The sequence below is a fragment of the Streptomyces sp. NPDC088812 genome (assembly GCF_044750285.1).
GTDB lineage: Bacteria > Actinomycetota > Actinomycetes > Streptomycetales > Streptomycetaceae > Streptomyces.
This window is the reverse complement of record NZ_JBIVJP010000025.1, coordinates 99,106-111,807: the sequence shown is the minus strand read 5'-3', so window position 1 is coordinate 111,807 and position 12,702 is coordinate 99,106. Positions and strand designations below refer to the sequence as shown.

Below are 12,702 nucleotides of genomic sequence, written 5' to 3'. Positions count from 1 at the left end.
GTGGCTCCGAGGGGGCGGACGGCGTGACGGAGGGCGGGACGCGCGGCCCGGGGCGTACGGGGCGCCGGCGCGCGTCCTCCCGGGGGCGGGACGGGATCAGGGGCGGCGGTGGGCGGCGCCGGGGTGGTCCACGGGCAGCCTCGGGTGTCCGGGGCGGCCGAGGTACTCGCGCAGCGTGGCGCCCTCGTACTCGGTCCACACCCGTCCCCGGCGCTGGAGTTCGGGGACGACGAGGTCGACGAAGTCCCGCAGGGTGACGGGGGTGACCGGGTCGGCGATGTTGAAGCCGTCGACGCCGGCGGCGTCGATCCACCGTTCGAGTTCGTCGGCGACGGTCGACGGGGAGCCCACGATGACCGGCCCCCCGCCGCCGACCCCCACGAAGTCGGCGATCTCCCGGGGCGTCCAGGTGCGGGTGGGGTCGAGCCGGGTGAAGACCTCGACCATGCCGCGGATGCCCTCGGTGTCCACGTACTCCAGGGGGATGTCGGGGTCGAGCCGCGAGAGGTCGATGTGCAGGAGGGCGCTGTAGCGGGCGAGGCTCCCCTCCAGCGAGGCGTACCCGCGGTAGTCCTCGTACTTCGCGCGGGCCTCGGCGTCGGTGCGCGCGGTGATCACGGTGACCCCCGCGAAGAACTTCAGGTCCGAGGGGTCGCGGCCCTCCTCGGCGGCCTTGGCCCGGATGGAGTCGACGAGCCCGCTTGCCATCTCGGGGCGGTACGCCGACAGGAAGACGCCCTCGGCGTGCCGGGCGGCGAAGGTCTGCCCCGCGGGTGAGGTACCCGCCTGGTAGAGGGCCGGCGTGCGCTGCACGGACGGCTCGGACAGGGCGATGCCCGGCACGTCGAAGTACGGGCCCCGGTGGGCGACGGGGTGGACGCGCGCGGGGTCGGCGAAGACTCCCGCCCCGGTGTCACGCACCACGGCGCCGTCCTCCCAGCTGCCCTCCCACAGCTTGTAGACGACCTCCATGAACTCCTCGGCGCGCACGTACCGTTCGTCGTGCGGTATCTGCTCGGTCAGGCCGAGGTTGCGCGCCGCGCTGTCCAGCGCCGAGGTGACGACGTTCCATCCGATCCGGCCGCCGGAGAGGTGATCGAGGGTGGTCATCTTGCGGGCGAACGCGTAGGGCAGTTCGTAGGTGGCGGAGACGGTGACCGCGAACCCGAGGTGCCGGGTGGCCGCCGCCAGGGCACTGACCAGGAGCAGCGGGTCGTCGGTGGGGGTGTTGATCCCGTCCCGCAGGGCCGCGTCGACCCGCCCCTGGTAGACCTCCAGCGGGCCGAGGGCGTCGGCGATGAACAGCGCGTCGAAGCGGCCGCGTTCGAGGATGCGGGCGGTTTCCGTCCAGTGGCCGAGGTCACGGTAGCGGTGGGCCTGGCTGTCGGGGTGGCGCCACAGTCCCGCGGCGGTGTGGCCGACGGTGGACTGGCGGAGGGCGTTGAGGCGGATGCGCCGGTCGGTGCTGCTGCTCATGCGGTGCTGCTCCTGGTGCGGTGGCCGACGCGGCGGGGGCGGGGCCGGCGGACGGGAGTGACGGGGGAGGACGGCGAGAGGCGGAGGGGACGCGACGACCGCGACAACAACGACAGTGACAGTGACAACGACAGCGACAGCGACAGTGACAGTGACAGTCGGTGTGCGGGCGTGGATCGCCGTGTCGCCGCGGCACGAGGAGACGGGGCGGGTGGCCGGCCACGATGGTCTCCTCTCGTCTGGTCTCGTCTGGTCTCGTCAGGTCTCGCCGGGAAGGTCCCGGTCCTCGTCCGGTGCTGTGCTCCGGAGCATGCTGCTGGGGCTGGGGCTGGGGCTGGGGCTGGGGCTGGGGCTGGGGCCGGCCGGTGTGGTGGTGGCCGGCCGGCCGGGGAGCGCGGTGGGTGGGAACGGGTGCGGGGCGGGTCAGCCGCCGGACTCCGTGTCCCCGCCGCTGACCAGGACGCGGATGCGCTGGTCGAGGCTGCGCTTGAGGTGGGCCCGCGTCGCGGCGCGCGCCTCGTCGGGCGCGTGGTCCTGAAGCGCCCGCAGGATCCGCTCGTGTTCCTCGCGCAGCACGTCGGGGTCGCCGAAGGAGGAGGGCGGACCGCTGTCGTAGATCCGCAGCCTGGCGGTGAGCTTCACCAGCAGCTCGGCGATGGTCGCGTTGTGGCCGGCCTGCCAGAGGACCTCGTGGAAACGGAAGTTGGCGGCCCGGGCGGCGTGCTCGCTGTCGGGATCGCAGATCAGTTCGTGCTGGTGGCGCAGGCGCGCCAGGTCCAGGTCGGTACGGCGCAGCGCGGCCGAGGCGGCGGCCTCCGACTCCAGGGCGATCCGCGCCTCGTAGATCTCCACGACGTCCTCGGAGGTGCCCGAGCGGATGCGGTAGCCGCGGGGGGCGCGTTCCAGCAGACCGTCGTGTTCCAGCAGGCCGAGTGCCTCCCGGACGGGTGTCCGGGAGATGCCGTACGCGGAGCTCAGGGCGGTCTCCAGGAGCGGTGCGTCCTTGGGGAAGCGGCCGTTGAGGATGTCCTGCCGCAGCCGCCAGTAGTGCTCGGAGCCGTGCTGCTCCGGCTGGTCCCGGTCGGGGTCCGGCGGGGGCGGACCGACCGCCTTGCGCGCTGTGCTCATGACTTCCTCTTGCTCCGGACCGACGATGCGCCGCCTCGGCGACGTCCGCAGCGTAGACCACCGACCCGCCCTCTGTACACCAGCGTATACGCGTGTCGACACACGCATACACGCCGGGCTAGCATCGCGGTGCCCACCCGGCCGGTGTGGGCCGCGCGCGCCGGACCGATGCGACCGGGCGCCGGAAAAGGACCAGGTGAGGAGTCATGGCGCGGTGGCCGAGGAGCGCGGAACGGACAGGACCCAGGTGCTGGTCACCCCCGAGGAACTGGCGGCGGCCACACCGCCCGGTGGCCATCGTCTGATCGTCGACGCCACCGTGCTGCTGGCCCCGCCCCGCCACGACGGGGACTACCGGGCCGAGTCGGGCCGGTCGGCCTGGCGCGAGGCCCGCCTGCCCGGTTCCCTCCACGTCGATCTGCTCACCCGGTTCACCGACCCGGCGGCGCCCTTCCACTTCGCCGCCCCCGGTCCGGCGGCGGTACACCGGGAACTGGCCTCGCTGGGCGCCGGCCCCGCCACGGAGCTGGTCGTCTACGACGCGGGCAGCATGCAGTGGGCGACCCGGCTGTGGTGGACACTGCGCAACGCCGGCGTGGCCGCCCGCGTCCTGGACGGGGGCCTGGCCCGCTGGAGGCGGCTCGGGCTGCCCGTCGAGAGCGGCGACGCCACCCCGGCGCGCCCCACCGCGCCGTGCCCCACCACGGCGGACCCCATCACGGCGGATCCCATCACGGCGGATCCCATCACGGCGGATCCCATCACGGCGGATCCCATCACGGCGCGCCCCACCACGGCGGACCCCATCACGGCGGATCCCACCGCCGCGCGCCCCACCACGGCGGGCCCGCGGCTCGCCCACGCCGACGCCGAGGCGCTCGCCGTGCGCCCGCCGGGCCGCCACGCACCGGACGCCTGGCCCGAGCGGGGGCGTGACCTGTGGGCCGACCGTCGGCTCGTCCACGACATCAGCCTCGGCCGGCGGCCGGGCACGCTGGTCTGCGCTCTCGGCCGGGAGCACTTCGAGGGCACGGCCCCGACCCGCTACACGCGGCGCGGCCGCATCCCGCGCAGCGTCAGCCTGCCCGCGCGGGGCGTCCTGAGCGAGCACGGCGACGTCGTCCCCGACCGGCTGCTGAACGCCTACGCCGCAGGGCTGCCCGCCGACGCCACACGCCCCGTGGTCGTCTACTGCGGCGGCGGCATCTCCGCCACCCTCGCCGCGCTGGGCCTCACCCTGGCCGGGGTCGAGGACGTGCGCGTCTACGACGGCTCACTGGAGGAATGGACGGCCGACCGCACGCTGCCGGTCCTGACGGGGTGAGGACCGAGCGGCGCCCGGGGCACCGGGGCCCGCGCGCCGCGCCCGGCGGAACACCGGCCGCCGTCACCCGACGAGCTCCCGTACGAGCGCGGCGACCTGCTCCCCTTCGATGAGGAAGCCGTCGTGGCCGTAGGGGGATTCGATCACCCGGAGGCGGTCCGCCGTGCGGATCCCGGCGGCCAGCTCCGCCTGCTGGCCGAGGGGGTACAGGCGGTCGGAGCTCACCCCGGCGACGAGCGTCCTGGCGGTCACGCGGCGCAGGGCGGCGCGCGTACCGCCGCGACCGCGACCGACGTCGTGCGTGTTCATGGCGTCCGCCAGCACGACGTAGCTTCCCGCATCGAAGCGGCGCACCAGCTTGGCGGCCTGGTGGTCGAGATAGGACTCGACCTGGTACCGGCCGCCGTTCCAGGGGGCCTCCGCACCCTGGGGCGCGCGGCCGAAGCGGACCTGCAACTCCGGCTCGCTGCGGTAGGTGACGTGGGCGAGGCGGCGGGCCAGGCCGAGTCCGGCGTCCGGACCCCGGCCGGTGTCGTAGTAGTCGCCTCCGTTCCAGTGGGGGTCACCGCGAATGGCGTGGAGCTGGATGCCGGCCCAGGCGATCTGCTCCGCGCTCGCCGCCGCCGTGGTGGCGAGCAGGAGGAGCGCGCCCACGCGCTCCGGGTACGCGACGGCCCACTCCAGGGCGCGCATCCCGCCCATGGAACCGCCGACCACCAGGGCCCAGCGGTCGATGCCGAGCGCGTCGGCCAGACCGGCCTCCGCGGCGACCTGGTCGCGTTGTGTCAGACGGGGGAAGGCCCCGCCCCAGTGCCGTCCGTCGGGACGCGTCGAGGACGGTCCGGTACTGCCCTGGCAGCCGCCCAGCACGTTGGGGGCGACGACGAACCAGCGGTCCGTGTCCAGTGCCAGACCGGCCCCGATGAGCCCGTCCCACCAGCCGGGCGTGGGGTGACCGGGTCCGGCCGGTCCGGCGACATGGCTGTCACCGGTGAGCGCGTGCAGCACCAGTACGGCATTGGAGCCGCCCGGTGCCGGCCGCCCCCAGGTCTCGAACGCGAGCCGCACACCCGGCAGTTCGCCCCCTGCCTCCAACGGCAGTGGCTTCTCCCGCACGTACCATCGGCGGCGGCCCCGAGGGTCCCCCTCCCGCCAGGCCCCGGAGACCGGCGGGAGGGGAACCTCGGCGGCTGCTACGGCGTTCAGGACGCGCCCTTCGCCGCGCGGAACCCGGCCTCCAGGTCCGCCTTGAGATCGGCGAGGTTCTCGATGCCGACCGACAGGCGGACCAGGCCGGGCGAGGTGCCGGTCGCCGCCAGCTGCTCCTCGTCGAGCTGGCTGTGGGTGGTGGACGCCGGATGGATGACGAGGCTGCGCACGTCGCCGATGTTGGCGAGATGGCTGAAGAGCTCGACGCCGTCGACGAACCGCTTGCCGGCCTCGACCCCGTCCCGCAGTTCGAACGACAGCACGGCCCCGGCGCCGCGCGGAAGGTAGCGCTGCCCGGCCGCGTACCACCGGTTGGACTCGAGCCCCGGGTAGTGGACGGCGGCGACCTCGTCGCGCTGCTCCAGCCACTCGGCCAGCGCCTGGGCGTTGGCGGAGTGCCGCTCGATGCGCAGGCTGAGCGTCTCCACGCCCTGGAGCAGTAGGAAGGCCGCGTGCGGGGAGAGGGCGGGCCCGATGTCGCGGAGCAGCTGCACGCGCAGCTTGACGGCGAAGGCGCCGGGGCCGAGGGCGGGCCAGTACCGCAGGCCGTGATAACTGGGGTCCGGCTCGCTGAAGTCGGGGAAGCGCTCGGCGTGCGCGCCGAAGTCGAAGGTGCCGCCGTCGACGACGACTCCGGCGATGGTGGTGCCGTGTCCACCGAGGAACTTGGTGGCCGAGTGCACGACGATGTCGGCGCCGTGCTCGATGGGCCGCAGGAGGTAGGGGGTCGGCACGGTGTTGTCCACGATCAGCGGGACGCCGGCCTCGTGCGCGACGTCCGCCACCGCCCGCACGTCGAGCACGTTGCCGCGCGGATTGCCGAGCGTCTCGGCGAACAGGGCCTTCGTGTTCGGCCGGATCGCCGCTCGCCAGGCGTCGATGTCGTCCGGGTCGTCGACGAAGGACACCTCGATGCCGAACCGGGGCAGGGTGTGGCGAAGCAGGTTGTACGTGCCGCCGTACAGGGACGTGCTGGAGACGATGTGGTCGCCCGCGCTCGCCAGGGTCAGGAGGGCGAGGGTCTCCGCGGCCTGCCCGGAGGCCAGGGCCACCGCGGCGACCCCGCCCTCGAGTGCGGCGATCCGCTGCTCGAAGACGTCCTGGGTCGGGTTGTGGATGCGGGTGTAGATGTTGCCCGGCTCGGCGAGCGAGAACAGGTCGGCGGCGTGCTGGGTGTCGCGGAACACGAACGAGGTGGTCTGGTAGATCGGCACCGCCCGCGCCCCGGTCGTCGGATCGGGTGCGGCGCCGGCGTGGATCTGCTTGGTCTCGAAGGACCAGGCCGAGGTGTCGGGCCCGGCCGGTTCGTCCTCGGGGGTGTGGCCGGCGGTGACGGAGTCGATGGGCTGGGTCATGGTTCTCCCTCGTGCGGGGCGGTGCGGGGTGCTGTGCAGACGCCGCGGGGCTGCCGCCCGACCGGAAGGAGGCAGGGCGGAGGGCCGCGCGGTGCGGTGGTGAAGAGGGGGATCGAAGGCCGGAGCGCGGCGTCAGCTCACGGCGGAACAACACGTGGTGGTGACACGCACGTAGTCCACGTGGCGGCGGGTCACGAGCACGGTCATGGAGTCAGGTAACCACAGATGGTGACGGCGCACCAGCACGCCGGGGAGGAGACGGCGCACCTGGGCGCCTGCCCCGGCCGCCTGCCCCGGCCGTCCGCCGGGCCGTCCGCCGGACCCTCCGCCGGCGGTCCGCCGGGTGCGCGCCGGACCCTCCGCCGGCGGTCCGCCGCGTGCGCGCCGGACCGACGGCCGGGTACGCGCCGGGCCGTCCGCTGGGCGTGCGCCGGGCCGTCCGCCGGACCCTCCGCCGGGTGCGCGCCGGACCGTCGGCCGGGTACGCGCCGGGCCGTCCGCCGGGCCGTCCGCCGGGCCGTCCGCCGGGCCGTCGTCCCGGCAGCCGTCCCGGCAGCCGTCCCGGCCGTCGTCCCGTCCGTCGGGACACTCGGTGGACGCACCCGCGAACGTGTGCTTTGATCCGGCCATGGAGACGACTGGCCAGGCACACACGGTGCTGCTCGACCCGTTCTGGGTGAGCCGCCGCGCCGACCAGTTCGATCAGATCTGTCGTTGACCGCCGTGTGACGGCCCGCGATCTCGATCCTCCCTTCCCCGAAACCGCTCTCGGCGCACTCGACTGCTCCTCCGCAACCGGCCGTCCCCGTACGCCCGTTGCCCCACCCGGCGCCGCGCAGACGTCCGCTGCCGCCGCGAAGGAATCCCATGGCACAGCCCACCGCCCTCCCCGTCGTCGACATCTCCCGCTTCCGAGATCCCGGCACCGACCGGGACGCCTTCCTGGCCGGACTCCGCGACGCCGCCCACGACGTGGGGTTCTTCTACGTCACCGGACACGGCGTTCCCGCCTCCCTGCGGGACGAGGTCCTGCGCGCGGCCCGTGCCTTCTTCGCCCTCCCGGAGGAGCGGCGGCTGGAGATCGAGAACGTCAACTCGGCGCAGTTCCGCGGGTACACGCGGGTCGGGACCGAGTACACGGCCGGCGGTGCGGACTGGCGCGAGCAGATCGACATCGGTCCGGAGCGGGCGGCCCTGGACGTCGCACCCGGCGACCCCGACTACCTCCGCCTCGTCGGGCCGAACCAGTGGCCCTCCGCGCTGCCGGAGTTGCGCGACATCGTGCTGCGCTGGCAGACGGAGGCGCTGCGCGTGAGCCGGGAGGTGCTGCGGGCCCTGGCGGCCGCGCTCGGGCAGGAGGAGGCCTACTTCGACCAGTGGTTCGACGACGAGGCGGCCGTGCACGTCAAGATCGTGCACTATCCGCCGCGCCCCGCCGAGGACGCCGGCCAGGGAGTGGGCGCACACAAGGACTACGGCTACCTCGCCCTGTTGCAGCAGGACGAGGTCGGCGGGCTCCAGGTCCAGCGGGAGGACGGCGGCTGGATCGACGCCGTGCCCGTACCGGACGCCTTCGTGGTCAACATCGGCGAGATGCTGGAGATCGCCACACAGGGCTATCTGAAGGCCACGCGGCACCGGGTGGTGAGCCCGCGGCCGGGCGTCGACCGCTACTCCGTCCCCTTCTTCCTCGGACCGCGGCTCGACGCGGTCGTCGAGCCGCTCCGGCTGCCGCCGGAGCTCGCCGCCCGCAGCCGCGGTGTCACCGACGACCCCGACAACCCCCTCCTGGCCGCCTTCGGGGAGAACGCCGTGGTCGGCTGGCTCCGCTCACACCCACGGGTCGCCGAACGCTGGTGGCCGGACGTCCTGGCGAAGCACGGAGGCGCCCGATGACCGGCGATCCGAAGAGCTGGGAGTTCGAGACGCGTCAGGTCCACGCCGGCGCCGTACCCGATCCGGCCACCGGCGCGCGGGCCGTGCCGGTCCACCAGACCGCCGGTTACGTCTACCGCGACACCGCGCACGCCGCCGCGGCGTTCGCCCTCGACGACCTCTCCACGCACGCGTACACCCGGCTGTCCAATCCGACCACCGCCGTGGCCGAGGAGCGCATCGCGGCCCTGGAGGGCGGTTCCGCCGCCGTCGCCGTGGCCAGCGGACAGGCCGCGACGGCCCTCGCCCTGCTGAACCTGGCGCGTGCCGGAGACCATGTCGTCGCCTCGCCCTCCCTCTACGGAGGCACCCGCACGCTCCTGGAGCACACCTTCGCCGACTTCGGCATCGCGGTCACCTTCGTCGACGACCCGGACGACCTGGCCGCCTGGTACTCGGCCGTACGCCCCGGCACCAAGGCGATGTTCGGCGAGAGCATCGGCAACCCGCGGGGCAACGTCCTCGACATCGAGGCGGTCGCCCGTATCGCCCACGAGGTCGGTGTGCCGCTCGTCGTCGACAACACCGTGCCGACGCCCTGGCTGCTGCGCCCCTTCGAGCACGGCGCCGACATCGTCGTGCACTCCACCACCAAGTTCCTGTCCGGGCACGGCACCGGCATCGGCGGGGTCGTCGTCGACAGCGGCCGTTTCGACTTCGGCGCGGACCCCGACCGGTGGCCGGGCCTGACCCACGCCGATCCGACGTACGACGGGCTGTCCTTCTGGGACCGGTTCTCCGACCTCGGTCTCGCCTACGCGCTGCGCCTGCGCACCCGGCTGGTCCGGGACCTGGGCCCGGCCGTCTCCCCGTTCAACAGCTTCCTGCTCCTCCAGGGGCTGGAGACGCTCAGTCTGCGCATCGAGCGGCACGTCTCCAACGCCCGGACCCTGGCCGCGTGGCTGGAGGCACAGCCGCAGGTCGGACGGGTCCACTACGCGGGCCTGCCGTCCAGCCCCTGGGGGAGCCAGGCCAAGCGGTACCTGCCGCGCGGCGCGGGAGCGGTCCTCGCCTTCGAGCTCGTGGACGGGCTGGAAGCCGGCCGCCGCTTCGTCGAAGGCGTACGGCTGTTCAGCCATCTCGCCAACATCGGCGACGTGCGCAGCCTGGTCATCCACTCCGCGTCCACCACCCACGCCCAACTCGACCCGGATCGGCAGGCGGCCGCGGGTGTGACCCCGGGCCTGGTGCGGCTCTCCGTGGGCCTCGAAGGAGTCGACGACCTCATCGCCGATCTCGAAACGGGCCTGAGGGCGGCCGTCGTGTGAGCGGCGGACGACCGAGCCGTCAGGAGCGGGGCGGGGCGTCCTGCTCCCTGAGCGCCTTGGCCTCGCTCTTGAAGATGCGTGCCGCCTCGCCCGCCGAACGCGTCAGTTCCGGCAGTTTCCTGATCCCCAGGAACACGACGATGACGATGAGGATCACGGCAAGCTCGCTCAGGCCGAACATCTGGTCCGCTTTCTCTCGATGGTGCCCACCCGACCGGCACGGCGTGCCCACCGGCGACCCGAGCATATCTACAGGTCTGTAGAAGTATCGCTCGGGGGCGATCGTTCAACAAGTGCCCCTGATGATCTGCCGGTTCGCCGCCCTCCGGCCGTGGGCGACTTGGCCGCACCTGTCTACAGTGCTGTAGAAATCTGTCCTGAAGCATGATCGCTGAGCAAGATCGCTGAGCATGCCCGCCGATCGCCGTGACCGGCGGGCACGGCCCACTGTGCCGAGGAGCAGATTGAGCACGATGACCGACCGCCCCGCATCCGCGGGCGCCGCGCCCCGACCCGCCCGCAGCGCCCTGGCGGAACGGGCCCGCGCCGTCACCGAGGCCCGCTGGTTCGCCCTCACCGTCTTCACCCTGATCCTCGCCAACGCCGCACTGCTGGGCGCGGAGACCTACGACGGCCTGGTCGAGGACTGGCACCGCTGGCTGCGCCTCGCCGAACACCTCTGCCTGGCCGCCTTCACCGCCGAGATACTCCTGCGCGCCTGCGCCCACGCCGACCGTCCCCGCGACTTCTTCCGCGACCCGTGGAACCTGTTCGACCTGGCCATCGTGGCCTGCGCGGTCCTGCCCGTCGTCCGCGAGAACACCACCGTCCTGCGCCTGCTGCGCCTGGCCCGCGTCCTGCGCACCGCCCGCTTCCTGCCCCAACTGCGCATCGTCATGGTCGCGGTGGCCCGCAGCCTGCCCGGCACGGTCAGCTTCCTGCTGGTGGGCGCCCTGCTGCTGTACGTCTACGCCATGGTCGGCTGGGTCTTCTTCGGAGGACAGGACCCGCAGCAGTACGGCTCGATCGGCCGCGCCGTGCTCACCCTCTTCCTGCTGATGACCCTGGACGGCCTCGGTGACGCGGTCCACGCCGGACTGGCGATATCGCGCTGGAGCATCGTCTACTACGCCTCCTACGTCCTGATCGCCTCCTTCGTCCTGGTCAACGTCCTCATCGGAGTCGTCATCAGCTCCCTGGAGGAGGCCCGCGAACTGGAACGGGAGCAGACCGCCGACGGCGCGGAGCCGGTGCCTGCCCCGGACCAGGAACTGCGGGCCCGTATCGCCGCGGCGAGAGCGGCCCTCGACGACCTCGAAGCGAGCCTTCCGCCCTCCCGGGAGACGGCGAGCGCGCCGCCGGGGCCCCTTCACCCGCGGATGTGACCACCCGACCGAACGTTCATATACCGCAGTTTCTCTGTTTCGAGGTGCTGGTCACACGTCTCGTCGACCATGGACGAGTATGACCGCGCACCCACCGCCTCCCCTCGAACCCGGCCGTCCGCCCGCGGGCGACACGGCCGGCCCGGGAGTGCTGCCGGCCACAGGCCCCGCCGTATCGGCGACGGCGCGCGCGACCGCCGGCTCTCACCCGGCTCCCGCGCGCACGGCATGGTCCGCCGGACGGCCGCGGTGCCGTACGTGACGCCACGCTCCGGCACCGCCGAACAGCTCGGCGACCCCTTACGGGCCCGTCGGCACACGCCTGTCCCCCACCCGCGGGCGACCGCCCGCTGAGCCGGTCGCCCGCGCGCACCACCCGGCCGGGCCGGGCCACTCGTCACCCCGCGACAGCAGGAGCTCCCATGAACGCACCGCGTATCGACGTCGTGCACCCCGACGACCTGACACCGGGGGACCTCGGCCTCTGGAACGAGCTGCGGACCGCGACCGCGGCCTTCGCCAACCCCTTCATGACCGCGCAGTTCACCCGCGCCGTCGGCCGTGTACGGACCGACACCCGGGTGGCGGTCCTGCGCCGGAAGCCGGAACCCGTCGGCTACTTCCCCTACCAACGGGGACGATGGGGCCACGGCCGCGCGGTCGGCCTGGGTGTCTCGGACTGCCAGGGCGCCATCCTGCATCCCGACGGCGTACGGCTGGACCCGCAGCACCTCATGCGCGCCTGCTCCCTGAACGCCTGGGACTTCAACCACCTCGAAAGCGGCCAGGGAATCTTCCTGCCCTACGCGACGGGCCAGTTCGCCTCACCCGTCGTCGACCTGACCGACGGTTTCGAGCAGTACGAGACCCACCTCCGCACACAGGCGCGAAGCTTCCTCAAGGCGACGCTGGCCCAGGAACGCCGCATGAGCCGGCACCTCGGTCCGCTGCGCTTCGTCCACGACGAGCGGAATCCGGCGGCCCTGCGGACCCTCATCGCGTGGAAGTCCGCCCAGTACCGCAGGACGGGACGCCGGGATCCGTTCGCCCAGCGGTGGATCACCGAACTGGTGCACCTGCTCTCCGGCACCACCTCACCCGACTGCTCCGGCATCCTGTCGGTGCTCTACGCGGCCGACACCCCCGTCGCCGCCCACTTCGGCCTCCGCTCCCGCACGGTCCTCTCCTGCTGGTTCCCGTCCTACGACCGCACCGTCGCCACGTTCTCGCCCGGCCGCATCCTCTACCTGCGCATGATCGAGGCCGCCGCCGCGTCCGGCATCCACCTGGTCGACTTCGGAAGGGGCGACGCCCCGTACAAGAACTCCTTCAAAACAGGCGACCTCGTGGTCCACGAAGGAGCCCTGCGCACACCCGGTCCGGGCGCGGTACTGCACTGGCTGCGCCGCGAACCGAAGAGGTTCGTCCACGGGGTGCTGCGTGATCAGCCCGCGCTGAAACGCGCGGCGGTACGCACCCTCCGGGCCGTAGGAACCGTACGGGAACGCTGACCCGGGCGGCGGCGGCCGACGTACCGCGGGGAAATCGGTGGGCGCGCGAGCGAGGTCGGGAGATATGCACGGTACTCGAGTTCGAAGGAATGGCGTTCGTCGAACTGTTCA

At 73.1% G+C, this 12,702-nt stretch carries 10 protein-coding genes; 5 read left to right on the top strand and 5 right to left on the bottom strand.

From position 1 onward, the window contains the following. Positions 1-96: 96 nt before the first annotated feature. On the bottom strand, positions 97-1,476 hold the full coding sequence (locus tag ACIP67_RS35180) for an LLM class flavin-dependent oxidoreductase (RefSeq protein WP_401697338.1): 1,380 nt from the start codon (positions 1,474-1,476) through the stop codon (positions 97-99). 423 nt (positions 1,477-1,899) lie between these two features. Next, a complete protein-coding gene (locus tag ACIP67_RS35175) occupies positions 1,900-2,604 on the bottom strand; it encodes a GntR family transcriptional regulator (protein ID WP_401697336.1) in 705 nt (234 codons plus the stop codon). A 214-nt stretch (positions 2,605-2,818) separates the two neighbouring features. Here ACIP67_RS35175 and ACIP67_RS35170 point away from each other — a divergent pair, with 214 nt between their 5' ends. Further along, a complete protein-coding gene (locus tag ACIP67_RS35170) occupies positions 2,819-3,928 on the top strand; it encodes a rhodanese-like domain-containing protein (protein ID WP_401697334.1) in 1,110 nt (369 codons plus the stop codon). Positions 3,929-3,991: 63 nt separating this feature from the next. Here ACIP67_RS35170 and ACIP67_RS35165 read toward each other — a convergent pair whose 3' ends face one another. Next, positions 3,992-5,134, bottom strand: a complete 1,143-nt coding sequence (locus ACIP67_RS35165) for a homoserine O-acetyltransferase (protein WP_401697432.1) — start codon at positions 5,132-5,134, stop codon at positions 3,992-3,994. After that, on the bottom strand, positions 5,131-6,492 hold the full coding sequence (locus ACIP67_RS35160) for a bifunctional o-acetylhomoserine/o-acetylserine sulfhydrylase (RefSeq protein WP_401697332.1): 1,362 nt from the start codon (positions 6,490-6,492) through the stop codon (positions 5,131-5,133). Before ACIP67_RS35160 ends, ACIP67_RS35165 begins: the two co-directional genes overlap by 4 nt. An 867-nt stretch (positions 6,493-7,359) precedes the next feature. Here ACIP67_RS35160 and ACIP67_RS35155 point away from each other — a divergent pair. Both ACIP67_RS35155 and ACIP67_RS35150 read left to right on the top strand, forming a co-directional pair. After that, positions 7,360-8,388 carry an isopenicillin N synthase family dioxygenase gene (locus ACIP67_RS35155; RefSeq protein WP_401697330.1) on the top strand — a complete coding sequence of 343 codons (1,029 nt, stop codon included), beginning with the start codon at positions 7,360-7,362 and terminating at the stop codon, positions 8,386-8,388. Then, positions 8,385-9,695 carry an O-acetylhomoserine aminocarboxypropyltransferase/cysteine synthase family protein gene (locus ACIP67_RS35150; protein WP_401697328.1) on the top strand — a complete coding sequence of 437 codons (1,311 nt, stop codon included), beginning with the start codon at positions 8,385-8,387 and terminating at the stop codon, positions 9,693-9,695. The genes ACIP67_RS35155 and ACIP67_RS35150 overlap by 4 nt, the downstream gene beginning before the upstream one ends. Before the next feature lie 19 nt (positions 9,696-9,714). Here the strand turns inward: ACIP67_RS35150 and ACIP67_RS35145 are convergent, their stop codons facing one another. After that, on the bottom strand, positions 9,715-9,876 hold the full coding sequence (locus tag ACIP67_RS35145) for a twin-arginine translocase TatA/TatE family subunit (RefSeq protein ID WP_401697326.1): 162 nt from the start codon (positions 9,874-9,876) through the stop codon (positions 9,715-9,717). A gap of 292 nt (positions 9,877-10,168) precedes the next feature. On the opposite strand from ACIP67_RS35145, the gene ACIP67_RS35140 reads away from it, so the two are divergent. Beyond that, complete coding sequence (locus ACIP67_RS35140) at positions 10,169-11,080, top strand: ion transporter (RefSeq protein ID WP_401697431.1); 912 nt, start codon at positions 10,169-10,171, stop codon at positions 11,078-11,080. A 422-nt stretch (positions 11,081-11,502) separates the two neighbouring features. Further along, positions 11,503-12,591 carry a GNAT family N-acetyltransferase gene (locus ACIP67_RS35135; RefSeq protein WP_401697324.1) on the top strand — a complete coding sequence of 363 codons (1,089 nt, stop codon included), beginning with the start codon at positions 11,503-11,505 and terminating at the stop codon, positions 12,589-12,591. Positions 12,592-12,702 lie beyond the last annotated feature (111 nt).